Below are 25,304 nucleotides of genomic sequence, written 5' to 3'. Positions count from 1 at the left end.
CCCCGCGCTGGGGGGCCCCGCCGCGCCCCGCCCCCCCCCCGTGTCGAGCCCCCCCCCCCCCCCGGGCGGGCGGGGGGGGGGGGGCCCCGCGGCCCCCCCGCCTCCCGTTCGTCGTCGTGACGACCGCCAGGTCGACTAAGCGATCCGCTTGAAGGCCTTGTCGACGTAGCGGTCGACGGTCGCGCGCGCTTCGCGCGCGTACCGGTCGACGGTCGCCGTCCGCTCCGGGTCCGGCGCGTACTCGCGCCCGAGGCGCTTGGTCGCCGCAGCGAGCACCGCATCGGTCAGCTGCGGGTTGAGCGGCAGGATCGGCCCCTGGGTGTGCGTGCCGAAGGACGAACCCGTGATCGCCCCCTCGACGGCGGACCCGGCCTGGTTGCCGCCACCGGACACGACGTCGGCGAAGGGCTCGACGCCCGGAGCCAGTTCGATCCGGGTCGCGTGGTCCTCGAAGCCGGCGAGACGCTTCGGTGCGCCGGGCAGCAGGGGGTACCGCGTGTCGAGCACGAAGTAGTTCACCCGACGCTCGGCACCGCGGACGGCCCGCGCGTCGAACACGCCGAAGCCCGCGACGGGTGATCCCTCGGTGGGGACGACCTCGTTGGTCGCGAGGTCGAAGCCCCCGCCGACGGCCACGACGGGCACGCCGGCAGCGGCGAACTCGCGGAGGGACGCCCCGACACGCGTGACGTCGGCCCCGAGCGAGCGCATGGCGCTGAGCGGCCCGTTGCCCACGACGACGACGTCGGCCGCAGCAGGGAGCTGGTCGCCCGGCGCGTACGTGACGACCTCCGTGGCGATGCCAACGGCCTCGGCACGGCGGGTGAGGGCCACGACGTTGCCGCGGTCGCCCGAGACCCCCATCTGACGCGGGTAGACGTGCAGGATGGTCAGCCGGTCGGCCGTCATGCGGTCTTCTCCATGTCGCCGTGGCCGAGGGCCTTGCGGGCGATCATCATGATCTCGTAGTTGACGATGAAGTTCTTCGTCCCCGACGTCGTCGAGCCGAGCTGCTCCATGTGCCGGATGGCAGCCTCGACGTCGGGCTCGACACGGCCGATGCGGACACCGGCGTGCTCGAGCGCGATGGCGATCTGCCACGCCTTGTCCCCGGACACGACGTCCACGTGGTCGAGCTTCGAGAAGTCGATGTCGTAGATCCAGGAGATGTCCGGGGTGCCCTCGTCGATCGCCATGAGGACCTGCTCCGGGCGGTCCGGCAGGGCGTCGAGGTTGAGCTGCAGGCTCGCCGCGTTCTTGAACATCGTGAACTCGGCGGACTCGCCAGCGATCGGCAGGCGCTCGCCTCGCCCGTACGCGGGCTTCATCGTGCCGAAGGCCCTCGTGACGGCGTCGGCCCGGAACTGCGCACCCAGTGCGGCGCTCGCGGTCGCGGTCGCAGCCGCTGCGTCCACCGCGTAGTGCAGGCCCCGTGCCGGCAGCCGGACGGGGATGTCGGTGCCGTCGAACCGGATCGTCGCTCCGTCGCCGGTGTTGGCGACGACCTCGGACTCGGCAGGGTTCGGCTCGCCGGCGGTCCGGTCGAAGTCGTCGGCGTTCTGCAGCCCGTTCGGGGCCGCAGCCACGACCTCGGCGCTCGCGCCGAAGCGGAGCACGCGCTGGCCCGAGCGGCCCGCGTACGCGTCGAGGAACTGGTCGTCCCGGTTCGTGATGACGTTCGCCGTGGACAGCGCCGCCGTGTCGAGCATCATCGTCGCAACGCGCTCGGTCTCGAAGAACCGGTAGAGCTGGTCCACCTGCACGTTGAGCATCGTCACCGTCGACGGGGACAGGATGCCGGCGAGCTCGACCGCGAAGGCCTCGTCCACCTCGAGGATGCCGATGTCCGCCTTGAGCCTGCCGGTCAGCGACACCTCGGACAACAGCGCCGAGGCGATGCCCTGCGGCAGGTTCGCACCGGACGGGTTCGTGAAGACGCGGAGGCCGTGTGCCCGGACGATGTCCGAGATCATGTGCGTCGTCGTCGACTTGCCGTTGGAGCCGAGCACGAAGACGACGCCGTTCGGGAACTGCTTCGTCACGTGCTGGAGGAAGTCCGGCACGAGCTTGAGGACGATGTAGCCCGGGTAGGCGGACCCGCCGCCCCGCGCACGTGCGAGGGCGCGGAGGACCCGCCCGACCAGGATCGGGATGAGGAAGCGCATCGGCCTACTCGAGGTAGTCGCGGAGCGACTGCGACCGGGACGGGTGGCGGAGCTTCGCCATCGTCTTGGACTCGATCTGTCGGATCCGCTCGCGCGTCACGCCGAACGTGTCCCCGATCTGGTCGAGGGTCTTCGGCTGACCGTCACCGAGGCCGAAGCGCATGCGGATCACGCCCGCCTCGCGCTCGGACAGGGAGTCGAGCAGGCTCTCGAGCTGCTTCTGCAGCATCGTGAAGCCCACGGCGTCGGCCGGCACGACCGCCTCGGTGTCCTCGATCAGGTCGCCGAACTCCGAGTCGCCGTCCTCACCCAGCGGGGTGTGGAGCGAGATCGGCTCGCGACCGTACTTCTGCACCTCGACGACCTTCTCCGGGGTCATGTCGAGCTCGCGGGCGAGCTCTTCCGGAGTGGGCTCGCGACCGAGGTCCTGCAGCATCTGGCGCTGCACACGGGCCAGCTTGTTGATGACCTCGACCATGTGCACCGGGATGCGGATGGTGCGGGCCTGGTCGGCCATCGCGCGGGTGATCGCCTGACGGATCCACCAGGTGGCGTACGTCGAGAACTTGAAGCCCTTGGTGTAGTCGAACTTCTCGACCGCACGGATCAGACCGAGGTTGCCCTCCTGGATGAGGTCCAGGAACTGCATGCCGCGGCCCGTGTAGCGCTTGGCCAGCGAGACGACGAGGCGCAGGTTCGCGCCGAGCAGGTGGGACTTGGCGCGCTGCCCGTCACGGGCGACCCAGCGGAGCTCGCGCTCCTCCGGCTTGGAGAGACCGGTCGAGTGCTGCAGCTTGTCCTCGGCGAACAGGCCGGCCTCGATCCGCATCGCGAGCTCGACCTCCTGCTCGGCGTTGAGGAGCGCGACCTTGCCGATCTGCTTCAGGTAGTCCTTGACCGGGTCGGCGGTGGCGCCGGTGATCGTGGTCGAGTAGACCGGTGCCTCGTCGTCGTCGGACTGCGAGATGACGAGCGCGCCCGCGGCGACCGCTGCTGCGGCGTCCGGCTTGGCGTCCTTCTCCTCGGTCTCGGTGTCCTCGGCGTCGTCCGTCGCGTCGACGGCGTCGTCCGCGGGCTCGACGGCCTCGTCGTCCTCGTCCTCGTCGTCGTCCTTCTTCTTCGCGCGCGTGGCCGTCTTCTTCGGCGCTGCCTTCGCAGCGGGCTTCTTCGCGGCGGTGGTCTTGGTGGCGCGCTTCTTCGGCGCAGCCTTCCCCTCGGCCGCGTCGGCGTCGTCCGCCGCGACGGCCTCGGGCTCGGTGTCCTTCGTGGGATCGATCGTCGTGCTCCGGGCAGCCATGCGATCACCTCTCTCGTCGTGCCACGTTCGTGGGGTCGTGGCTTCCCTCGCCGCCCAGGGCCTGGGCCGCAGTCCCCCGCGTCGTCAGGTCCTACCGTTCCGGGCAGCATGAGGACCCATGTCAAGTCCCCCGACCCCCGCGGCGCAGCGAGGCGACGCGGTCGTGAGGGGCCCGAACGGGTCCGTCCTCCATTATTGCACGGCCTGCTTCCGCAGGCGCGCAACCAGTGCAACCCAGAGCGGCCCCACCCGTATTCCGTCCTGCGCGTGCATCTGCCGCCGGGTCCGTCGGCGCGCGAGCAGCAGCATCACGACGCCGAACCCGACCACCACGTACTGGACGGTGAGCGCGACGCGGAAGTTGTCCCAGGCGAACACCGTGCGCCCCGTCGCGCCCGACACGACGTCGAGCAGCGTCCCGATGAGGAACATCATGACGAAGGCCGCCAGGAACCCGCCGACGTTCACGACGCCGTTCGCCGAGCCGAGCGACCCGACCGGGTTGAAGCTGCGCGCGAAGTCGAAACCGATGAGGGATCCCGGGCCGCCGACCCCCATCGCGACCACGAGCAGGACGAGCAGCCACGTCGGCGGGTGCCCGGGCCAGAGCAGCACCGCCGTCCACACCACCCCGAGCGCCAGGACGATGCCGAGCACCAGGTTCGACCGCCGGAGCGGGAACCGGGCGCAGAGCACGCCGAGCACCGGTCCCACGACGAAGCCGGTGACGACGACGACGGTGAGGAAGCCGGCCGCCTCGGACGGGCTGTACCCGAGGCCGCGCAGCATCGGGACGCCCCACAGCAACGAGAAGACCGTGCCGGACGACTGCGTGACGTAGTGGGACCAGAAGCCGAGCTGCGTGCCCGGCCGCCGCAGCGCGTGCCCGAAGGTGTGGAAGGCGCCGCGCCACGAGTGCGGCAGGGGCAGTGGGATCGTGTCGGTCCGCACCGCGACGGGGCCGTTGCGGACGAAGACGACCGCCAGCACGAGACCGACCAGGCTCGCGGCCGCGGCGACCCCGAACGCCGGGGTCCACCCGGCGGTGTGCAGGAGCACAGCGAACGGGAAGGCCGACAGGACCTGTCCGACCTGACCGAGGTTGCCCGTCCACTGGGAGATCTGCGGCAGGATGCGGCCCGTGAACCACATCGGGACGAGACGGATCACCGAGATGAAGGTCATCGCGTCGCCGGCCCCGACGAGCACCCGGCCCGCGATGGCCGGGCCGATCGTCGGCGAGAACGCGACGACGACCTGGCCGACCACGAGCAGCGCGGCGCCCAGCAGCACGAGCCTGCGCGGCCCCACCCGGTCGAGCGCGATCCCCACCGGGATCTGCAGCCCGGCGTAGACGGCGATCTGCACGACGGCGAGCGTGGACAGGACCGCGGCCGAGACCGCGAAGCGGTCCTGCGCGTCGACGCCGGAGACCCCGAGCGACGACCGCTGCACCACGGCGAGGACGTAGGCGAGCACCGCGACGCCCCAGACGAGGAAGGCACGGCGGGAGTTCACCCGACAAGGCTACCGACGCGCGGCCCGCGCCCGACACTCGCTGTGGAGGACGGGAGGCGCGGTGCGGGCCGTGGAGGAGCCTCCAGGCCGCGAGCGGCGCAGCCCGCTCCCCGTCAGTCGGTCGACGCGTCGCCGTCGGACCGCCGGTCGGCCAGGAAGCGCTCGAGCTCGGCCGCGATCGCGTCGGCGGTCGGGACCTCGCCGTCCTCGTTCGTCAGGGGCGACGCGACCGGGTTGCCCTCCATGTAGGTGTCGTGCCGTTCCTCGAGCACACCGACCAGGCGCTGGAGCTCGGGGTTGCCCGCGACCTGCTCCTCGACGCGTGTGCGGAACTCGCGGTCGGACGCACGCAGCGCGTCGGTCGGGAAGATCAGACCGGTGGCCGCCGCGATGCTCGACAGTGCGGTGACCGCCGCGTCGGGGAACTCGGTGTCGCCGAGGTAGTGCGGGACCAGCAGGACGAGCCCGGTGACCGATGCACCCAGCTGCGTCAGCCGGTGCTCGACCAGGTGCAGGACGTTCGCGGGCGCCTGCGTCTCCGGCTTCCACACGCTCAGCTGCTCGACCAGGTCCGCGCGGGTCCCCGACACCGTCAGACTGATCGGACGGGTGTGGGGGACGGGCATGGGGATGGACTGGACCCACGTCGTGTCCGCGACCTGCAGGCGGTCGGCGAGGCCGGTGACGGCGTCGACGAACCGGTTCCACTGGAAGTCCGGCTCGTACCCGGTGAGGAACAGGAACGGCTGCCCGAGCTCGTCGCGCACCAGGTGCAGCGCCAGGCGCGGCGGTTCGACGGCCGTGATGTGGTCGTGCTCGAAGGTGATGACCGGCCGGCGGGCGCGCCAGTCGAGCAGGACGTCCGGGTCGAACTCCGCGACGAGCTCGTGGTCGAGTCCGTCGAGGATCGACGTGGCCACCTGCGCGACGGCGGACCCCGCGTCGACGAAGCCGGTCAGGCCCGCGACCAGGTGCAGCCCGGCCGGGACGGTCGGCGCGCCGTCGGGAGCGGAGTACAGGTCCTCGGGGTGGTTCACCGTCCCCATGCTAGGCGGCACCCCCGACCCGACCCCTGCGTCGGCCCGACGCTCTCGGCGAACACGTGCTGGCTAGGCTGGGCGCATGGTCCGACCGACGCTCTCCACCACCACCTCGACCCCCTCCGACGTCGACGCCGACGTCCTCGTGCTCGGCGTCCGCTCGGGCACCGACGGCGGTGCCCCCACGATCGCTCAGAGCGCTGCCGGCGCCCTGGACGCGCTCGCCGACCTCGACCTGGGCTCCGTCGGTGTGACGGGTGCGAAGGACCAGCTGGTCCGCCTCCCCGGTACCGGCGTCGCCGCGGCCGGGATCGCACTCGTCGGCCTCGGTGCCACGGTCGACGCGGCGTCCGTCCGCGCGGCCGCCGGCAGCGCGGTCCGCCAGCTCCCCCAGGCGGCGTCGATCGCGCTGGCGCTGCCGACCGACTCGGCCGAGCTCGTCGACGCCGCGCTCGAGGGTGCGGCGCTCGGCTCCTACGCCTTCACCCGGCACAAGGGCACCGGTACGACGGCTCCGGCCCGGGGCGACCAGCGCATCGCGGTCGTCGCGCCGGCCGACACCGCCGCCGACGCCACCGTCCGGCCCGCGATCGTCGCCGACGCGGCAGCACTCGTCCGTGACCTCGTGAACACCGCCGCCGGCGACCTCGGCCCGGCGGACGTCGCCGACGTCGCCGTCGCGCAGGCCGAGGGCCTCCCCCTCACCGTCGAGGTCCTCGACGAGCAGCAGCTCGAGGAGCAGGGCTTCGGGGGCATCCTCGGGGTCGGCCGCGGCTCCGAGCGTCCCCCGCGCCTGGTCGTCGTCCGCTACGAGCCGTCGTCGGCGTCCAAGCACCTCGCACTGGTCGGCAAGGGCATCACCTTCGACTCCGGCGGCCTCTCGCTGAAGCCCGCCGCGTCGATGCTCGGCATGAAGACCGACATGACCGGCGCCGCCACCGTGCTCGCCGCGACGATCGCCGCCGCGCGCCTCGGCCTCGACACGAAGGTCACCGCCTGGCTGTGCCTCGCCGAGAACATGCCGTCCGGCTCCGCGACGCGCCCCGGCGACGTGCTCACCCTGAAGAACGGGAAGACCGTCGAGGTCACGAACACCGACGCCGAGGGCCGACTCGTCCTCGGCGACGGCATGGTCGCCGCCTCGCTCGAGCAGCCCGACGCCCTCGTCGACGTCGCGACGCTCACCGGCGCACAGGTCGTCGCCCTCGGCGACCGGACCACCGGCCTGATGGGCAGCGACGACCTGGTCGCACGGGTCCGCGCGGTCGCCGACGCCGTCGCCGAGCCGATCTGGCCGATGCCCCTGCCCGAGGAGCTCGACGCGCGACTCGCCAGCGACGTCGCCGACATGGTCAACGCGACCGTGGGCAACCCGGCCGGTGGGATGCTCCTCGCCGGCAAGTTCCTCGAGCGGTTCGTGGGCGACGGCGTGCCGTGGGCGCACCTCGACATCGCGGGCCCCTCGGAGCACAAGGGCGGCGGGTACGGCTGGCTCGGCAAGGGCGCGACCGGCGTCATGGTCCGGACGCTCATCGGGCTCGCAGAAGAGCTCCAGTCCAGGTAGTAGGTTGGTGTCCGGCGGGCTGCGCACCGACGCGCGTCCGCCGGAACCAGCGGGACGGGACCGGAACCATGCGGTCCGACCGTCGGACGCCGCCGCCGCGGTGTCCAGTGGGGTCCGACCGGGATCCCGACACGCACGAGGGAGTTGCACCAGGTGACGGAACAGACTTACGACGTCGTGGTCCTCGGTGGCGGCAGTGGTGGCTACGCCGCTGCGCTCCGGGCCGCCGAGCTCGGCATGAGCGTCGCGCTCATCGAGGGAGACAAGCTCGGGGGGACCTGCCTGCACCGCGGCTGCATCCCGACCAAGGCGCTGCTGCACGCCGCCGAGGTCGCCGACGCCACCCGCGACGCGGAGAAGTACGGCGTCATCGCCGAGTTCGCGGGTGTCGAGGTGCCGAAGGTCATCGACTACCAGCAGGGCGTCATCAACTCGAAGTACAAGGGCCTGCAGGGCCTGGTCAAGGCGCGCGGCATCACCGTCGTCGAGGGCTGGGGCCGTCTGACCTCGCAGAACACCGTGCAGGTCGGCGACCAGACCGTCACCGGCAAGAACGTCGTGCTCGCCACGGGTTCGTACTCGAAGTCCCTGCCGGGCCTCGAGATCGGCGGTCGCGTGATCACGTCCGAGACCGCGCTCAAGATGGACTACGTCCCGAACAAGGTCGTCATCCTCGGTGGTGGCGTCATCGGCGTCGAGTTCGCCAGCGTGTGGAAGTCGTTCGGCGCCGACGTCACGATCGTCGAGGGCCTGCCCCACCTCATCCCCGCCGAGGACGAGTCGATGTCCAAGCAGCTCGAGCGCGCCTTCCGCAAGCGCGGCATCGAGTTCTCGCTCGGCGTGCGCTTCGACCACGTCGACCAGCACGAGAACGGCGTCGTCGTGACGCTCGAGGACGGCAAGACCTACGAGGGCGACGTGCTCCTCGTCGCGGTCGGCCGTGGCCCGCTCACGCAGAACATGGGCTTCGACGAGGTCGGCGTCGCGATGGACCGCGGGTTCGTCACGACCGACGAGCGCCTCGCCACCAACCTGCCGAACGTCTACGCCGTCGGCGACATCGTCTCCGGCCTGCAGCTCGCGCACCGCGGCTTCCAGCAGGGGATCTTCGTGGCCGAGGAGATCGCGGGCCTGAAGCCCGTCGTCATCTCCGACACGAACATCCCGAAGGTGACCTACTCCGACCCCGAGGTCGCCTCGGTCGGACTCTCCCAGGCCAAGGCCGAGGAGGAGTACGGCAAGGACAAGGTCGACTTCTACGAGTACAACCTCGCGGGCAACGGCCGCAGCCACATCATCGGGACCTCCGGCGCCGTCAAGGTCGTCCGGGTCGTCGACGGTCCGGTCGTCGGTGTCTCGATGATCGGCGCGCGCGTCGGCGAGCTCATCGGTGAGGCCCAGCTCGCGGTGAACTGGGAGGCGCACCCGGAGGACGTCGCACCGCTCGTCCACGCCCACCCGACGCAGAACGAGGCCCTGGGCGAGGCCTTCCTCCACCTCGCGGGCAAGCCGCTGCACGCGCTGTGACGACCACGTCCACCGTGCACACCGAGACAATGACAACCACCACCACAGCAACCCGCGAACAGGAGCCCACCCGATGAGCGAATCCGTCAACCTCCCGGCGCTCGGCGAGAGCGTCACCGAGGGCACGGTCACCCGATGGCTGAAGAACGTCGGTGACCGCGTCGAGGTCGACGAGCCGCTGCTCGAGGTCTCGACCGACAAGGTCGACACCGAGATCCCGTCGCCGATCGCCGGCGTCGTCGAGGAGATCCTCGTCCAGGAGGACGAGACCGTCGAGGTCGGCACCGCGCTGGTGAAGATCGGCGACGGGTCCGGATCGGACTCCGGTTCGTCGGACGACCAGGGTGCGGACCAGGACGCCGCAGCCGCCGAGGAGAGCGAGCCCGAGACGGCTCCGAGCACCGAGCAGGGCGAGGAGCAGAAGGCTCCGGAGCCGCAGCAGGCCGAGCCGGCGCCCGGTGGCCAGACGCAGCCCGCCGCCCCGCAGGCACCGTCGGCTCCGCCCGTCCCGCAGGCCGCTCCGGTCCCGCCGCCCGCCGCCGTGCCGGCAGCGGTCCCCGCGCCCGCCGCAGCTCCGGCTCCGGCCGCTGCTCCGGCGCCGGCCGCATCCGGCTCGACCGCGTCGGCATCGGTGCCGAACCCGAACCAGGACGCGTCGGCCTCCGGCTACGTCACCCCGCTGGTGCGCAAGCTCGCCAACGAGCAGGACGTCGACCTGTCGACGGTCTCCGGCTCCGGGGTCGGTGGCCGCATCCGCAAGGAGGACGTGCTCGCCGCCGCCGCGAAGGCGTCGTCCGCCGGTTCGTCGGCTCCGGCCGCCGCGGCGTCCGGCCCGTTCGTGGCCGAGACCTCGCCGCTCCGCGGCACGCGCGAGAAGATGACGCGCCTCCGCAAGGTGGTCGCCGAGCGCGCCGTGCAGTCGATGACCTCGACCGCACAGCTCACCAGCGTCGTCGAGGTCGACGTCACGAAGGTCGCGCAGTTCCGCGACGCGAACAAGGCCGAGTTCCTCGAGAAGACCGGTTCGAAGCTCAGCTTCATGCCGTTCTTCGCCCTCGCGGCGTCCGAGGCGCTCAAGGCCCACCCGAAGATCAACTCCACGGTCGAGGGCGACGAGATCGTCTACCCGGACCACGAGAACGTGTCGATCGCGGTGGACACCGAGCGCGGCCTGCTCACCCCGGTGATCAAGGACGCGTCGGGGCTCTCGCTCGCCGACTTCTCGAAGGCGATCGCGGACCTGGCCGAGCGCACGCGCAACAACCAGCTCAAGCCGGACGAGCTCGCAGGTGGCACCTTCACGCTGACCAACACCGGTTCGCGCGGCGCGCTGTTCGACACCCCCGTGGTGTTCCTGCCGCAGTCCGCGATCCTCGGCACGGGCATCGTCACCAAGCGTCCGGCGGTCGTGAAGGTCGACGGGCAGGAGGCGATCGCCGTCCGTTCGTTCGTCTACCTCGCGCTGTCGTACGACCACCGGATCATCGACGGCGCCGACGCGTCGCGGTACCTCGTCGCGGTGAAGAACCGCCTCGAGGAGGGCAACTTCGGCCCGAACCTCGGCTACTGAGTCGTCGCTCCGATCCGCACCGGACGGCCCCGGTCCCCTGGTGGGACCGGGGCCGTCCGGCGTTCCACCGGGAGCGGCGGAGCCGGCCCGGTGCGTCGCGGGCCGGGGCGGTCCGGCGATCCTGCGGCCGCGGGCACGGGCACGGGCACGGGCACGGGCACGGTCACGGTCAGCGCAGACCGGTCGCTGCGGTCACGAGACCGCCCGCGACCACCGTGCCGACGAGGACGTGCCGGACCGGCACTCGGCGCTCCCGTCCCAGGGGGATCCCCTGCTCGACCAGGTCCCGCACCACCCGGGCGACCGAGCCGATCGCGTCCGTGGTGTCGTCCGGCAGACGCCCGACGCCGACGTGCTCCTCGTCGGGGAAGGCCGGGCCCGGTCTGCTCCAGCGCACGGGTCGGGGTGGCGCGGCTCCGACGACGAGGTCGAGCGCGTCCGAGATCGTCCGAGCGTCCCCGTCCCGCGCGGCGTCGAGGACCGGGTCGAGCGTGCTGCGGACGGCTGACCGCGCGTCGACACGGTCCCACACGGAACGGGCGGCGGTCACGAGCTGGCGGGCGCCGTCGAGGTCACGGGGAGACGGGAGCGGGTGCGCCGGCGGTGGCGTGCACGCGACCCGCGAGGAGGCTGCCGCTGCCGCTGCCTCGGCCCGAGCGGCCGCCGTCACCCGGGAGAGGACCCCGGCGGCACAGGCCGTCGCCCGGGGGTCCGCAGCGGGATCGGCCGACGTGCGTCCCGTGCAGGTGTCCGACGCACCGGGAGGACGGTCGGCGACGACGATCGCTCCCGCTTCGTCGACGCGCACGGCGTCGAAGGGGACGGCTCCGAGCACGACCGCACCCGATCGTGCCCGCGCAGCGAGTTCGAGCAGGGGCACCGTCAGGGTGACCGCCACACCCTCGGTCGGCGTGCCGAGTGCCTCCAGTGCGTCCTCGAGCGCGCGGGTCGACGGGTCGAGGACCTCGGCGGCGAGGTGGCCCTGCGGGCACCTGCCGACCCGGGTCACCGGAACGAGGTGCGGGCCGGCGCCGGCGGCGCGGTCGGCGACCCACCCCGAGAAGTCGGCGGGGTCCTGTGCACCGCACCACCGTCTGCTGCCCGCTGTCGTCGTCATGGTGACGAGCTTCGCGGAGGCCGGACGGGCCTCCCGGCCGGAGTGCGGTACCTGTGGACGGCGACGTTCGCCCACAGCCTGGGCACCAGCGGTCTGCGAGCGATGGTCGAGGCCGTATCCTGGTCGCATGGCACGCAGCACTCCCCAAGCAACGACGGCGAAGGAGCCGGGTCGTCTCAAGCAGATGTACCAGGTCTTCACCATGACCCGTCGGGCCGACCCGAAGTCCGTCTGGTGGTTCCTGCTGGCGTTCGTCGGCCCCGTCGTCGCGGGTGTCCTGCTCGCGCTGCTCCTGCCGGGCCAGAACTGGCTCGCGATCACGCTGTGGATCGTGGCCGGCGTGCTGCTCGGTGTGCTGCTCTTCCTCATCGTCCTCGGTCGGCTGGCGGAGCGTGCCGCCTACTCGCAGATCGCCGGGCAGCCGGGCGCCGTCGGCGCCGTGCTCTCGAACTCACTCCGCCGCCAGTGGCGATCGAGCGAGATGCCCGTCGCCGTGCACGGCCGGTCCCAGGCCGCCGTCTACCGCGCGGTCGGCACCCCGGGTGTGGTCCTCATCACCGAGGGGCAGCGGGGCAACCTCAAGCGCCAGGTGGACGAGGAGCGCCGCAAGGTCCAGCGGATCGTCCCGAACGTCCCCGTGCACGTGGTCCACGTCGACGACGACGAGGACGGCGTGACGCTGCACAAGCTCCCGCGGGCGATGAACAAGTACAAGAAGGCACTCAACCGCAACGAGGTCCTGGCGGTCGCGAACCGTCTGGACTCCCTCACGCACAGCCCGGCGGCTGCGATCCCCAAGGGCATGGACCCGATGCGTGCGCGCGCCGGGCGTCCGCGCTGATCGTCTCCCCCGCGCTCCGAGCGACGACGCCCCCGACCGTGCCAGGTCGGGGGCGTCGCTGCGTGCGAGGCGCGTGCTCCTCGTGACTGTGGTCTCGTCGGAGCGCCGACCTTGCCGGTGGTGCTGCCAGGCAGAACGACACCGCCGCTCTCGTCCGACAGCGATCTCGTCGTTCTCCCCCCCGCCGCCGGGCGACCGCGGGCTGAACGACACCGCCGCTGTCGTGCGACAGCGATCTCGTCGCTCCGCCCGTACCCGCCGGACGACCCGCGGGCAGAACGACACCGCCGCTGTCGTACGACGTCGACGATGTCGTTGCGCGTCGTTCGCACGCCTCCGGCTCCGCGCGCGTCCGGCCGCGCCGGTCAGCGCCGGACGAGCACCGTCCCCGCGATGCGGTCGTGCGCACCACGGCTGTCACGGTCGATGATGAGCGCCGGGACGACCAGGCAGAGCAGCACGGTGCGGACGATCGGTCGCCACACCCCGACGTAGCCGCCGCGGATCGGGACGACCCGCAGGCCGACGCACACGTGACCGAAGGAGCCCGACAGCGTGCAGATGAACAGGACCTGCAGCACCGCGAAGATCGCGAGCTGGATCCACGTGTGCGCGATGTCGCCGGATCCCTCGAGCGGCGACCACACGCCGGTGACGTACGCCACGAGGTCGGCCAGGATGCCGTCGATGAGCAGCCCGACGACCCGGCGACCGATGCGGCCGACGCTGCGCGGCCCGTCCTCGGGGAGCCCGAGGTCCTTGCCCGGCCACCCGTCCGGGTGCTCCCCACCGGGGTGTGCGGACGACGCCGAGGGCGGGGTGGTGCTGCGGGCCATGCTCCAAGGGTAGGCGACTCCGTGCCCGTAACACGCACGAAACAATGCAGTCATGTCCGGGAAACCCGGTGTCAATAGCCTCGTCGGAGGGTGCACCCGCGGCACCTCCGACATCACCTACCCCCCAGGAGATCGACACACATGTTCAGCGATTCCTCCGAGGTGCTCGCCTTCATCAAGGACACGGACGTCAAGTTCCTCGACATCCGCTTCACGGACCTGCCCGGTGTCCAGCAGCACTTCAACATCCCGGCGTCGACGGTCGACGAGGACTTCTTCTCGGTCGGACAGCTCTTCGACGGCTCCTCGATCCGCGGCTTCGCGTCGATCCACGAGTCGGACATGCAGCTCATCCCGGACGTGACGACGGCGTACATCGACCAGTTCCGCGCCGAGCGCACGCTGATCATGATCTTCGACATCTACAACCCGCGGAACGGCGAGATCTACGGCCGCGACCCGCGCCAGGTGGCGAAGAAGGCCGAGAAGTACCTCGCGTCGACGGGCATCGCGGACACCGCGTTCTTCGCGCCCGAGGCCGAGTTCTACATCTTCGACGACGTCCGCTACTCGGTGACCCAGAACAAGTCGTTCTACTCGGTCGACTCGGAAGAGGGCGCTTGGAACACCGGTCGCGAGGAAGAGGGCGGCAACCTCGCCAACAAGACCCCCTACAAGGGCGGGTACTTCCCGGTCTCCCCCGTCGACAAGACGGCCGACCTGCGCGACGACATCACGCTCAAGCTGATCGAGGCGGGCTTCGAGCTCGAGCGCTCGCACCACGAGGTGGGTACCGGCGGCCAGCAGGAGATCAACTACAAGTTCGACACGATGGTCCACGCCGCGGACGACATCCTGAAGTTCAAGTACATCGTCAAGAACACGGCCGACCAGTGGGGCAAGGTCGCCACGTTCATGCCGAAGCCGCTGTTCGGCGACAACGGCTCGGGCATGCACACCCACCAGTCGCTCTGGAGCGACGGCAAGCCGCTGTTCTACGACGAGAACGGCTACGGCGGCCTCTCGGACGTCGCGCGCTGGTACATCGGTGGCATCCTGAAGCACGCCCCGGCGCTGCTCGCCTTCACGAACCCGTCGATCAACTCCTACCACCGTCTGGTCAAGGGGTTCGAGGCTCCGGTCAACCTGGTCTACTCGGCCGGCAACCGCTCCGCCGCGATCCGCATCCCGATCACGGGCACGAACCCGAAGGCGAAGCGCATCGAGTTCCGCGCGCCGGACGCCTCGGGCAACCCGTACCTCGCCTTCGCTGCGCAGCTGATGGCCGGCCTCGACGGCATCCAGAACCGCATCGAGCCGCACGAGCCGGTGGACAAGGACCTGTACGAGCTCCCGCCGGAGGAGGCCAAGGGGATCCCGCAGGTGCCGGGCTCCCTCGACGAGGCGCTCGAGGCGCTCGAGGCGGACCACGAGTTCCTCACGAAGGGCAACGTCTTCACCGAGGACCTCATCCAGACGTGGATCGACTACAAGCGTGAGAACGAGATCCTCCCGCTCGCGCAGCGTCCGCACCCGTTCGAGTACGAGCTGTACTTCGGCGTCTGATCCTCGCTGACACCACGAAGGCCCCGCTCCGGTTCCGGTGCGGGGCCTTCTGCGTGCGGGGCGCGTCGTGCCGTCGTGGTGACCGCCTGGAGGCCCGGTGCCGGTCCGGCGGACCGACACCGGGCCTCCAGACAGTCGCCTGCTGTGCGCCCGTTCCTTCCCGTGACGCGCGCGATGGCGGGCGGGAACGGGCGTACCTGGTCGGAACGAACCACCTGGTACGCCCGGAAGGACCAGGTACGCCCGGAAGGACCAGCCACGCCCGGAAGGACCAGGTACGCCCGGAAGGACGAGGCACGCCCGGACGCACAGGAGCGGGGTCCCTGCCGCCCCCGGCACGGACCCCGCTCCTGCGCGGTGACGACTAGCGCGCTGCGGCCAGCACGTCGTTCGACCCCGCCGCCACGCTCACGGCCGAGCTCGCGACCGGTGTGGGCCGCCCCAGGGAGCGGACGGACCACCCGGCCTCGACCCAGTCGGCGACCGGGAGGCAGTTGCGGGCGTCGATGACGGTGCGACGGCCGACGATGCCGCCGAGCGACACCGGCGACGCCTGCACGATCTCGTCCCACTCCGTCAGGACGAGCACCACGTCCGCACCCTCGACCGCGTCCTCCTTCGTCGCCGCGTAGGACAGCGTCGGGAAGGAGCGACGAGCGGTATCGTTCGCCTCCGGGTCCCACAGCGTGACCTGCGCGCCGCGGAGGTGCAGCGCCGCAGCGACGTTGAGCGCCGGCGAGTCCCGGACGTCGTCGGTGAGCGGCTTGAACGCAGCCCCGACCACGGCCACGCGGCGGTTCAGCACGGAACCCCCGAGCGCCTCGATCGTCATGTCGATGACCCGCTCGCGCTGTCCCATGTTGATCTCGTCGACCTGCTGCATCAGTCCGACGACCCGACCGGCGCCGATCTCGTTCGCACGGTGCATGAGCGCACGGATGTCCTTCGGCAGGCAGCCGCCGCCGAAGCCGAGCCCGGCGTTCAGGAACTTGCGCCCGATGCGGACGTCGTGCCCGAGGGCGTCGGCGAGCGTGGTGACGTCGGCACCGGTGATGGCGCACATCTCGGAGATCGCGTTGATGAAGGAGATCTTCGTCGCGAGGAACGCGTTCGCGCTGACCTTCACGAGCTCGGCGGTCGCGAGGTCCGTCGTGATGACCGGCGTGCCCTCGGCGATCGGTGCCGCGTAGACCTCGCGGATCACCGCGTCCGCCGCCGCCGACGCGCCGCCCCAGACCAGACGGTCCGGGTGCAGGGTGTCGTCGACGGCCTTGCCCTCGCGGAGGAACTCCGGGTTCCAGACGAGCTCCGCCTGGATGCCGGACGGGCTGAACTCGCGGACGATCCCGCGCAGTCGCTCCGCCGTCCCGACGGGCACCGTGGACTTGCCGACGATGAGCCCCGGGTGCGTGAGGTGCTCCGCGACACCGCGGGTGGCGGCCTCGACGTAGGTCAGGTTCGCAGCGTGCGACCCGGCCTTCTGCGGCGTGCCGACGCAGACGAAGTGGACGTCCGCGGCGGCGACGGCCTCGGCCAGGTCGGCGGTGAACCGGAGCTTCCCGGTGGCGACGTGCTTCGTGATGAGCTCGGGCAGGCCGGGCTCGTAGAACGGCACCTCGCCGGCGGACAGGGCGGCGAGCTTCGCGGGGTCGACGTCCACGCCGATGGTCTCGAAGCCCATCTCGGCCATGGCGGCTGCGTGGGTGGCGCCGAGGTATCCGGTGCCGATGACACTGATGACGGGAGCCGGCCGCACGTCGGCGGCGTCGGTCTTCTTCTGAGCGGTCACTGCTTGACCTCCTGCAGGTCGTAGTCGGTGTCGGTGCGGGCGATGCCCTCGGCGAAGGTCGCCAGGCTGTCGGCGCGGGAGTCGAGGCGCCAGTCGTTCGTGGTGCGGGCGCCGTCGACGATGGTGGTGGCCACCTGGCTGAAGTACGCGAAGCCGATGACGTCACGGTTGGCGGGGTCGGCGAGGGCGTCGAAGAGCGAGTCGATCCACTGCGACTTCTGGCTGTCCGAGACGCTGCCGCCGGTCTCGGTGGCGCCGATCTCGTTGAGCAGGACGTGCTTGCCCGGCGCGACCTGCCGGAGCTGCGCGAGGGTCGCTCCGAAGGTGTTCTGGAACGTGGGCTGCTCGGTGGCCGTGCGGTAGTAGCCGCTCATGCCGACCCAGTCGACGTAGTCGGCGCCCGGGTAGTACTGCCGCATGTAGTCGAGCGTCTGGTACTTCGGGTTGCCGAGCTTGTCGATGCGCGACGGCGACCAGTTCCAGATGACGTAGTCGTTCGCTCCGTTGGCCTGGAAGACGTCGTGCACGTGCTGCCACATGGCGACGTAGGACCCCGGCGCGTTCTGCTGCTTCGACCCCTCGGACCAGTTGTACCACTGGCCGTTCATCTCGTGGTCGAGGCGGATGACGACGGGCATCCCGTTCGCCTTCAGCGCCGTCGCGTAGGACGCGAGGTAGTCGTCGAACTTCCCGGAGACGATGTCCTGGTTCGTGTAGCCCGCGACGTACGGCTGGTCGTTCCCGGTCTTCGCGGGCACGGTCTCCCACGTCATCATCGGCAGGCGGCCGTTCGCCCACGACCGCTGGACGGCGCTGGCATTGAAGTCCTGGTCGAACCCCTGGAAGTAGCCCACCATGTTCGTGGCCCGGCCGACCTCCTGCGAGACGCGGTCGTACTCGGCCCAGTTGAAGGGCGACTGCGTCGTGTAGAGCCCGTACCAGCGGGACTGCTGACCGAGGATCTGCGCCTTGGTCGGGGTCGTGATCGGTTCGGACGCGACCGGGTCCTTCGACGGGCCCGCGGTCCCGCCGGTCCCGCCGCTCCCGCCCGTCCCGTCGGAGGCGCCCGAGCCCGAGCCCGCGCCCGAACCGGAGCCCCCGCCCGAGCCGGCGCCGGAGTCGGAGGCGCCGGCGGCGGTCCCCGCAGCGCTCCCGCTCGGACCGGACCCGCCGGAGGAACCCGCCGGGCCCGACCCCCCGGCGGACGCCTTGCCGCCGCTCGTCGCAGCGCCGAGGTCGGACTGCAGCGAGGCGATCTGCGCCTTCAGGCGGGTGATCTCCTCGGCCCGCGACCCGGCCTGCGCTCCCGAGGAGTCGAGCTTGCCCTCGAGCTTCCAGATGGTCTGCTGCGCCGCGTCGAGCTTCGCGCTGAGTTCGGCGGCGGTGGGCTGCTTCGCCTTCGGCGGGGTGACGCCGAGGGCGGTCTGCACCGCGCTCGACACCGGGCCGGCCGGCGACACCCACACGGTCCAGGTGATCAGGCCGAGCACCAGGACGATCGCGACCGTACCGATCGCGGTGCGACGGGCGTGCTTGCTCGACTGGGCCCACCACGTGCTGGTGGAACGGATGAGGTCAGACAATGAGGAACGCCTCCAGTGCGAGGATCGCGAACCCGATGAGGTACGGGATCGCGGCGTACGGGTTGCGACGGCGGGCCTTCGCCGACGCCGGACGGACAGGCGCGGCGGGGGCCGCAGCCGCCGCCGCCGATCGCCGGGTGGCGAGGACCGTCGCGGTCGAGTTGGTCGTGGCGTCGGCACCGAAGAGCTCGTCGAACGCGCGGTCGGCCGCGGTCTGGTCGCCGACGTCGACCCGGGACCGGGCGACGTCGGTGCGGTCCGCCGGTGGCAGCCCGGCGTCGACCGGGCTGACCGGCGTGCCGGTGGCGGTCGGCTGGACGGCGGCCGCAGGGTCCTCCTCCATCGGACCACCGGCGTACGCCCCGGCGCGGGTCCCCCACCCGGACGCGTGCGCCAGGCGGAAGAAGCCGATGAGCCGGATCGGCATGAGGAAGAACGTCGACACGATGATGAACATCGGCAGCCGGAAGAAGTCGCTCGGCTTCTCGGCGAGGTGGCGCATCTGGCGGACCGCCATGCTCAGCACGCTGGAGACGACCATGAGCCCGGCGACGTAGACGAAGCCCGTCGAGAAGCCGTACTGCTGCAGGATGCCCTGGTACAGGTTCTCGCCCTGCCCGGTCACCGCGCGGTAGATCCAGCCGGCGATCACGCCGAAGAGCATGAACGGCAGGATGATGTCGGTGAGGAAGAACACCGCCAGGACCGGCGCGTGACCGAGCATCCACGGGAGCATGCGCAGCGTGTTGTACTGCGAGCCGCGGGCCCAGCGCAGTTGCTGCTTGAACAGCTTCTTCACCTGCAGCGGTGCGTCCGTGTAGACCAGCGACGTGTACTGGTAGACGGTCCGGTAGCCCTCCTTGAGGGTCAGGTTCGTCAGGGTGCGGTCGTCGGACACCTCGAGGAAGACGCCCATGAACTCCTCGTGCATGAACCGGTCCATGACACGGGCGAGGATGTTCCGGCGGAAGGCGATGGTGCGCCCGGGCAGGCACCCGATCTGGCCGAGCACGCTCTGCGCCGGCATCGAGTAGAGCGCCCGCGAGTTCTCGAGCCAGTCGGCCCACCGGGTGATCCACGAGCGCGTCGGCTCGAGGATGCGCTGGCGGGTGGTGACCCCGCCGACGGACTCGTCGGCGAAGGGCTTGAGCAGCTCGGAGAGCGTCCCCGGGGTCCACACTGTGTCCGAGTCCACGAGCACGGTGATGTCGCCCGTCGACATCTCGGTGCCGACCTTGACGGCGTTGCGCTTGCCCGGGATCGGCGTGTGGGTCCAGCGGACGAGCGGGGCGAACTCGTCGCAGACCTGCTCCAGCGCCTCGTTCCTCGCGCCGTTGATGACGACGATGATCTCACCCGGCCCCTGCTCGACCATGCGGCCGATCACGTCACGGAAGAGGTCGATCGGCTCGTCGACGACGGGGACGACCACGCTGGTCGTCCCGACGAAGGTGCCGGTGTAGGGGCGGTAGCGGGCGGACAGGACGACCTTGAGCAGCCAGAGCAACCAGATCACCGCGGAGTACACGGCGAACAGGTAGAACTCGGGGTGCCCTTCGACCATCTGCCGGATCTGCAGAATGAAGGTGAACATCGATCCCTGCTTCAACGTTCGAGGTGGGGATTCCGCTTCATCGAGGAACCGTGGGCGGTTCGGGTGAGCCCATTGAGGCAGAAGCTGGGTGCCACCGCAACGCGACCCCTGTCCGGGGGTGTTTCCAGGAGGTCACGGGGTACAACGCAGTCCCCCTCGCGGCAGACCGCGGCTGTCCGCACTGCTGCTGACAGCAGGAATGTGGACCGGTCCACCGCCGTCCGGAGCGCAACAGCAGCCGATGACGGCCCGGGAGGCGGGGCTACTCAGTGCAGGAAACCCCAGGTCGGAGAGAACATACCCCCGTCCGGGGGGTGCCTGGTCGGGGCCGCTGCTGCCCCGGTCCGCAGCCCCCGATCACGGTCCGGTCACGACGGGTGGGCCCGTGCCGGTCGGGGTACAGCGCGGCAGCCGTCGGGGGACGGCGGACGACATCAGGAATTCATCGACGACGACGTGTCACGTTCCCCCGCGGACGTCGGTCCGGGCGTGTCGCCCCACCCTCAGGCGCCGTAGAACTCCCGCTCGAAGACCTGGCGAGCGCGCCGTGTGACGCCGAGGTAGTCGTCCTCGAGCCGGGACGCCGATCCGGGCGGGTACTCCATCAGGCGCGCGATGCCCTCGAGCTGCACCCGGTCGACGGGCAGCACGTCGGTCGTCTTCCCGGACCAGAGCACGAGGGCGCTCCGGGTGCGGGACGCGAAGCGCCAGGCGGCGCCGAGGCGGTCGGCGTCCTCCGCCGCGACGAGTCCGGCGGCGGTGGCGGCGTCGAGCGCCTCGAGCGTCGAGGTGGTACGGAGCCCGGGCACCGTCGTCGCGTGCTGCAGCTGCAGCAGCTGCACGAACCACTCCACGTCGCTGAGGGACCCGCGGCCGAGCTTCAGGTGCCGCGCTGGGTCGGCTCCGCGTGGCAGCCGCTCGGACTCGACGCGGGCCTTGATGCGCCGGACCTCGCGGACCGCCTGCTCGTCGATGTGCTCCGGGTACCGGGTCCGGTCCGCCAGGTGCTCGAAGTCCCGCAGGAGTCCGTCGTCGCCGACGGCACCACGGGCCCGGAGGAGCGCCTGCGCCTCCCACGTCAACGACCACCGGGCGTAGTACGCGCCGTACGACTCGAGCGTCCGCACCACCGGTCCGTTCTTCCCCTCCGGACGCAGGTCGATGTCGAGCTCGAACGGGTGGATGGCGTCGTCGGTCAGCCGCGACAGCTCACGGACGATGCGCTGCGCCGCCCGCGAGGCCTGCTCCGACTCGAGGCCCTCCGGCGCCCGGTACACGTAGAGCACGTCGGCGTCGGACCCGAAGCCGAGCTCCCGGCCACCGAAGCGTCCCATCGCGACGATGCCGAACGCGAGGCCCTCGGGAGCGTCCCGCCGCGCGAGGGTGAGCGCTCCGGTCAGGGTCGCCTCGGAGACGTCGGACAGCGCCGGACCGAGTGCGTCCACGTCGAGGTGGCCCAGCACTGCGGCCATGCCGAGCCGGAGCGTCTCGCGACGTCGGGCGGACCGGACGAGGGCGGCGGCACCGTCGACGTCGTCACCGTGTCGGGCGGTCGTCGCGGCGTGTTCGGCGAGCAGGGACGCCAGCGGTCGGGGCCGGAGGAGCGTCTCCGGTTCGTCGAGCCACGCGACCGCTTCGGGGAAGCGCTCGAGCAACCCGGCGAGGAACGCCGACTCGGACAGCACGGTCGTCAGGGAGTGCGCGGCGCCCGACGAGTCGCGGAGCATGCGGAGGAACCAGCTCGACTCCCCCAGCGTGTCGCTGAGGCGCCGGAACGCCAGGAGCGCCCGGTCCGGAGCCGGCCCCTCGGCCATCCACCGCAGGAGCACGGGGAGCAGGTTGCGCTGGATCGCGGCCCGCCGGCTCGTGCCCTGCGTGAGCGCGCGGATGTGGCCGAGCGCGCCCGAGGGGTCCGCGAAGCCGATCGCGCCGAGGCGGTCGGCCGCCTGGTCGTTCGTCAGGACGATGTCACCGTCGGTCGCGGCCACCGCCGAGAGCAGCGGTCGGTAGAAGAGCCGCTCGTGGAGCCCGCGGACCTCGAGCTTCACGCCGCGCCACCGCTGCTCCAGCGCCGCCGCCGAGGTCGCGAGCCCGGTCGAGCGTGCGAGCACCCGGAGCTCGTCCTCGTCGGAGGGCATGAGGTGCGTGCGCTGCAGTCGTCGGAGCTGGATGCGGTGCTCGAGGAGGCGCAGCAGGGCGTAGTCGGGGCCGAAGCGTGCGGCCTCGGGTCGGCCCACGTACCCGGCGGCGGCCAGGGCGTCCATCGCCTCGAGCGTCGAGCGGACCCGCACGGTGTCGTCGTCGCGGCCGTGCACGAGCTGCAGGAGCTGCACGGTGAACTCGACGTCACGCAGCCCGCCCGGCCCGAGCTTGATCTGCCGGTCGACCTCGTCGTCCGGGATGTGCTCGGTGACGCGTTCCCGCATCCGCTGCACCGACTCGACGAACCCGGGCCGGCCGGCGGAACTCCAGACGAACGGGGCGACCGCTGCGGCGTAGCGCTCCCCCAGGTCCCGACTGCCGGCGATCGGCCGCGCCTTGAGCAGCGCCTGGAACTCCCACCCCTTCGCCCAGCGCTCGTAGTACGCCACGTGCGAGTCGAGCGTCCGGACGAGCGCGCCGTCCTTGCCCTCCGGCCGCAGGTTGGCGTCGACCTCCCACAGTGCCGGTTCGGCCGCGAGGTCGGTGATGGCGTGCGTCGCCGCGATCGCCAGCCGCGTCGCGATGAGGACGGCGCGGTCGGTTCCGACGCCGGAGCCGGTCTCGTCGTCACGGGTCGACTCGGTGACGAAGATGACGTCGACGTCGCTGACGTAGTTGAGCTCGCGTGCGCCGGCCTTCCCCATGCCGATCACGGCGAGCGGGGTCGCCTCGACGTCGGCGGCGGGGAACGGGACCTCGCGCCGGGCGACGGCGACCGCCGCCTCGAGCGCCGCGCCGGCCAGGTCGGCGAGCCCCGCGGCGACCGCCGGGAACGCCTCGGTCGGGGCGGGGTGCAGCACGTCGAACAGGGCGATCTGCGCCAGGTGCCGCCGGTAGCGCACCCGCAGCCGGAGGCGGGCGTCCTCACCGGTGGCGTCCGCGACCGCGTCGGCCAGCGACTCCGTGTACGCCTCCTGCGACCACGGCGGGGTGACCGGCTCGAGCAGCAGCGCGATCTCCGCCGGACGACGGTGCAGGAACTCCCCGAGCCCCGTCGACGCACCGAGCAACCGGACGAGCCGCTCGGTGGCCGCCCGGTCCGCCAGGACCGGCCGCAGCTCGTCCGGCGCACGCTCGAGGAGCCGCTCGAGCAGCCGGAGCGCACCGTCGGGATCGGCCGTGGACTCCCACAGGGCCGGGGCGTCGGCGACCGGCACCCGTAGGTCGGGGCCGAACCGGGCCTCCAGGCCGGCGATCCGCTCCAGGCTCTCCGACAGCTCCGCGAAGCCCAGGCGGGCCATCTCGGAACGGGACGTCTTCGTCCGACCGGTCATGGGTGGCGCACCGGGCGGCTGCTAGAGCGCGCCGAGGTTCGTGCGGAGCTCGAACGGCGTGACCTGGTCGCGGTAGGCCTTCCACTCCTGCCGCTTGTTGAGCAGCACGAAGTTGAAGACCTGCTCGCCCAGGGTCTCGGCGACGAGCTCCGAGTCCTCCATCAGACCGAGCGCGTGGTCGAGGCTGGCCGGGAGCTGCTTGTAGCCGAGGGCCTTGCGCTCGGCGTCGGACAGGCTCCAGACGTTGTCCTCGGCCTCCGGCGGGAGCTCGTAGCCCTCGTCGATGCCCTTGAGGCCCGCCGCGAGGAGCAGCGAGTACGCCAGGTACGGGTTCGCGGCGGAGTCGATGCCGCGGTACTCGACGCGGGCGGACTGGCCCTTGTTCGGCTTGTACAGCGGCACGCGGACCAGGGCCGAACGGTTGTTGTGGCCCCAGGTCACGAAGGACGGGGCCTCGTCACCGCCCCACAGGCGCTTGTACGAGTTGACGAACTGGTTCGTCACGGCGGTGATCTCCGGCGCGTGCCGCAGCACACCGGCGATGAAGTGCTTCGCGGTCTGCGACAGCTGGTACTCGCCGCCGGCCTCGTAGAAGGCGTTCTGGTCGCCCTCGAAGAGCGAGACGTGCGTGTGCATGCCGGAGCCGGGCTGCCCCGACAGCGGCTTCGGCATGAAGGTCGCGTAGACGCCCTGCTCGATCGCGACCTCCTTCACCACCGTGCGGAAGGTCATGATGTTGTCCGCCATCGTCAGCGCGTCGGCGTAGCGGAGGTCGATCTCGTTCTGCCCGGGGCCCGCCTCGTGGTGGGAGAACTCCACCGAGATGCCGAGGTCCTCGAGCATGCGCACCGAGCGGCGGCGGAAGTCGTGGGCGCTGCCGCCGGGGACGTTGTCGAAGTAGCCGGCCTGGTCGACGGGCTGCGGGCCGCCGTCCGCCCAGTCGCGGCTCTTCAGCAGGTAGAACTCGATCTCGGGGTGCGTGTAGAAGGTGAACCCACGGTCGCTCGCCTTCGCCAGCGTCCGCTTCAGCACGTTGCGAGGGTCGGCGACGGCGGGCTGGCCGTCGGGCGTCGTGATGTCGCAGAACATCCGCGCCGTCGGGTCGACCTCGCCCCGCCAGGGCAGGATCTGGAACGTCGAGGGATCCGGGTGCGCCAGGACGTCGGCCTCGTAGGAGCGCGTGAGGCCCTCGATCGCGGAGCCGTCGAACCCGATGCCCTCCGCGAAGGCCCCCTCGACCTCGGCCGGGGCGATCGCGACGGACTTCAGCGTGCCGATGACGTCGGTGAACCAGAGTCGGATGAACTTGATGCCCCGCTCCTCGATGGTGCGGAGCACGAAGTCCGTCTGCTTGTCCATGGACGCCCTTTCCGTGGTGCTGCTGGGGCTCCCAGCCTATTGGTCCGCGTCGTCCCAGCGCTCGTTGTTCGCCTTGATGCGGTCCAGGGCGTGTTGCGCGTCCTCGCGGGTGTCGAACGGGCCGATGCGGTCGCGCTGCGGCGACTGCGGGCCCTGCTCCACCTCGTGCGTCTTCTCGTTGAACCACCACTGGGACTCGATGCGTTCGTCGCTCATGGCGCCACCGTACCCACGGCGGTCGGGCGGTGCCCGCGCGCGACGGGTGCGGGGTCGGACCGCGCTCGCGCGCGGCGCGCGGCGGGTGCGCAGCCGAGTCTCGGGCTGCGCGACAGTCTTCGCGCACCGGGGCGCGCGATCGGTCGCTCAGCTCGAGACTCGCGGGGTCGCGGACCGTGCCACGCTGGTCGCGGAACGTGACTCCGAGATCGCCCGTGCCGAGGCCGACCGCGAGTCGGCGGTCCA

At 71.4% G+C, this 25,304-nt stretch carries 18 protein-coding genes; 5 read left to right on the top strand and 13 right to left on the bottom strand.

The features are described from left to right. Nucleotides 1-135: 135 nt before the first annotated feature. The 5 genes from ACH0A8_RS15260 to ACH0A8_RS15240 all read right to left on the bottom strand — a co-directional run bounded on the left by ACH0A8_RS15260 (nt 136) and on the right by ACH0A8_RS15240 (nt 6,026). Entirely contained in the window at nt 136-909 is a 774-nt protein-coding gene (locus ACH0A8_RS15260) for a type 1 glutamine amidotransferase (RefSeq protein ID WP_406907484.1), read from the bottom strand. Beyond that, on the bottom strand, nt 906-2,165 hold the full coding sequence (locus tag ACH0A8_RS15255; RefSeq protein WP_209682856.1) for a MurT ligase domain-containing protein: 1,260 nt from the start codon (nt 2,163-2,165) through the stop codon (nt 906-908). The genes ACH0A8_RS15260 and ACH0A8_RS15255 overlap by 4 nt, the downstream gene beginning before the upstream one ends. Before the next feature lie 4 nt (nt 2,166-2,169). Next, the gene (locus ACH0A8_RS15250; protein WP_066654052.1) at nt 2,170-3,462 is read right to left on the bottom strand and encodes an RNA polymerase sigma factor; all 1,293 of its coding nucleotides are present in this window, start codon (nt 3,460-3,462) and stop codon (nt 2,170-2,172) included. A 192-nt stretch (nt 3,463-3,654) separates the two neighbouring features. Next, nucleotides 3,655-4,980: an MFS transporter gene (locus tag ACH0A8_RS15245; RefSeq protein ID WP_311205341.1), complete on the bottom strand. Its 1,326-nt coding sequence runs from the start codon at nt 4,978-4,980 to the stop codon at nt 3,655-3,657. A gap of 113 nt (nt 4,981-5,093) precedes the next feature. Continuing rightward, nucleotides 5,094-6,026 carry a proteasome assembly chaperone family protein gene (locus ACH0A8_RS15240; RefSeq protein ID WP_066654048.1) on the bottom strand — a complete coding sequence of 311 codons (933 nt, stop codon included), beginning with the start codon at nt 6,024-6,026 and terminating at the stop codon, nt 5,094-5,096. Nucleotides 6,027-6,102: 76 nt separating this feature from the next. Here ACH0A8_RS15240 and ACH0A8_RS15235 point away from each other — a divergent pair, with 76 nt between their 5' ends. The 3 genes from ACH0A8_RS15235 (at nt 6,103) to sucB (ending at nt 10,681) form a co-directional block, all read left to right on the top strand. Beyond that, the gene (locus tag ACH0A8_RS15235) at nt 6,103-7,584 is read left to right on the top strand and encodes a leucyl aminopeptidase (protein ID WP_066654047.1); all 1,482 of its coding nucleotides are present in this window, start codon (nt 6,103-6,105) and stop codon (nt 7,582-7,584) included. Nucleotides 7,585-7,737: 153 nt separating this feature from the next. Beyond that, nucleotides 7,738-9,111 (top strand): dihydrolipoyl dehydrogenase, encoded by a 1,374-nt coding sequence (gene lpdA / locus ACH0A8_RS15230; protein ID WP_406907483.1) that lies wholly within the window; start codon nt 7,738-7,740, stop codon nt 9,109-9,111. A gap of 73 nt (nt 9,112-9,184) precedes the next feature. Next, nucleotides 9,185-10,681 (top strand): 2-oxoglutarate dehydrogenase, E2 component, dihydrolipoamide succinyltransferase, encoded by a 1,497-nt coding sequence (sucB, locus tag ACH0A8_RS15225; protein WP_406907482.1) that lies wholly within the window; start codon nt 9,185-9,187, stop codon nt 10,679-10,681. Nucleotides 10,682-10,850: 169 nt separating this feature from the next. On the opposite strand, the gene ACH0A8_RS15220 is transcribed toward sucB, so the two are convergent. Beyond that, on the bottom strand, nt 10,851-11,798 hold the full coding sequence (locus tag ACH0A8_RS15220) for a hypothetical protein (RefSeq protein ID WP_406907481.1): 948 nt from the start codon (nt 11,796-11,798) through the stop codon (nt 10,851-10,853). A 127-nt stretch (nt 11,799-11,925) separates the two neighbouring features. Here ACH0A8_RS15220 and ACH0A8_RS15215 point away from each other — a divergent pair, with 127 nt between their 5' ends. After that, nucleotides 11,926-12,639 carry a DUF4191 family protein gene (locus ACH0A8_RS15215; RefSeq protein WP_058728606.1) on the top strand — a complete coding sequence of 238 codons (714 nt, stop codon included), beginning with the start codon at nt 11,926-11,928 and terminating at the stop codon, nt 12,637-12,639. A 365-nt stretch (nt 12,640-13,004) separates the two neighbouring features. On the opposite strand, the gene ACH0A8_RS15210 is transcribed toward ACH0A8_RS15215, so the two are convergent. Beyond that, complete coding sequence (locus ACH0A8_RS15210) at nt 13,005-13,475, bottom strand: RDD family protein (protein ID WP_271826540.1); 471 nt, start codon at nt 13,473-13,475, stop codon at nt 13,005-13,007. 141 nt (nt 13,476-13,616) lie between these two features. Here ACH0A8_RS15210 and glnA (ACH0A8_RS15205) point away from each other — a divergent pair, with 141 nt between their 5' ends. Continuing rightward, on the top strand, nt 13,617-15,041 hold the full coding sequence (gene glnA, locus ACH0A8_RS15205; RefSeq protein WP_111225920.1) for a type I glutamate--ammonia ligase: 1,425 nt from the start codon (nt 13,617-13,619) through the stop codon (nt 15,039-15,041). Nucleotides 15,042-15,405: 364 nt separating this feature from the next. Here glnA (ACH0A8_RS15205) and ACH0A8_RS15200 read toward each other — a convergent pair whose 3' ends face one another. The 6 genes from ACH0A8_RS15200 to ACH0A8_RS15175 form a co-directional block, all read right to left on the bottom strand. After that, a complete protein-coding gene (locus ACH0A8_RS15200) occupies nt 15,406-16,830 on the bottom strand; it encodes a UDP-glucose dehydrogenase family protein (RefSeq protein ID WP_406907480.1) in 1,425 nt (474 codons plus the stop codon). Further along, nucleotides 16,827-18,413 (bottom strand): glycoside hydrolase family 26 protein, encoded by a 1,587-nt coding sequence (locus ACH0A8_RS15195; protein WP_406907479.1) that lies wholly within the window; start codon nt 18,411-18,413, stop codon nt 16,827-16,829. The genes ACH0A8_RS15200 and ACH0A8_RS15195 overlap by 4 nt, the downstream gene beginning before the upstream one ends. After that, the gene (locus ACH0A8_RS15190) at nt 18,406-20,007 is read right to left on the bottom strand and encodes a glycosyltransferase family 2 protein (protein WP_406907478.1); all 1,602 of its coding nucleotides are present in this window, start codon (nt 20,005-20,007) and stop codon (nt 18,406-18,408) included. The genes ACH0A8_RS15195 and ACH0A8_RS15190 overlap by 8 nt, the downstream gene beginning before the upstream one ends. Nucleotides 20,008-20,510: 503 nt before the next feature. After that, a complete protein-coding gene (locus tag ACH0A8_RS15185; RefSeq protein WP_406907477.1) occupies nt 20,511-23,483 on the bottom strand; it encodes a bifunctional [glutamine synthetase] adenylyltransferase/[glutamine synthetase]-adenylyl-L-tyrosine phosphorylase in 2,973 nt (990 codons plus the stop codon). A 21-nt stretch (nt 23,484-23,504) separates the two neighbouring features. Next, entirely contained in the window at nt 23,505-24,842 is a 1,338-nt protein-coding gene (glnA, locus tag ACH0A8_RS15180) for a type I glutamate--ammonia ligase (RefSeq protein ID WP_066654028.1), read from the bottom strand. Between the two features lie 36 nt (nt 24,843-24,878). Further along, nucleotides 24,879-25,058 (bottom strand): SPOR domain-containing protein, encoded by a 180-nt coding sequence (locus ACH0A8_RS15175; RefSeq protein ID WP_066654026.1) that lies wholly within the window; start codon nt 25,056-25,058, stop codon nt 24,879-24,881. Between the last annotated feature and the right edge of the window lie 246 nt (nt 25,059-25,304).

The sequence above is a fragment of the Curtobacterium sp. 179-B 9B NHS genome (assembly GCF_045370965.1).
Taxonomy (GTDB): Bacteria; Actinomycetota; Actinomycetes; order Actinomycetales; family Microbacteriaceae; genus Curtobacterium.
This window is presented reverse-complemented; position numbering and strand designations above follow the sequence as displayed.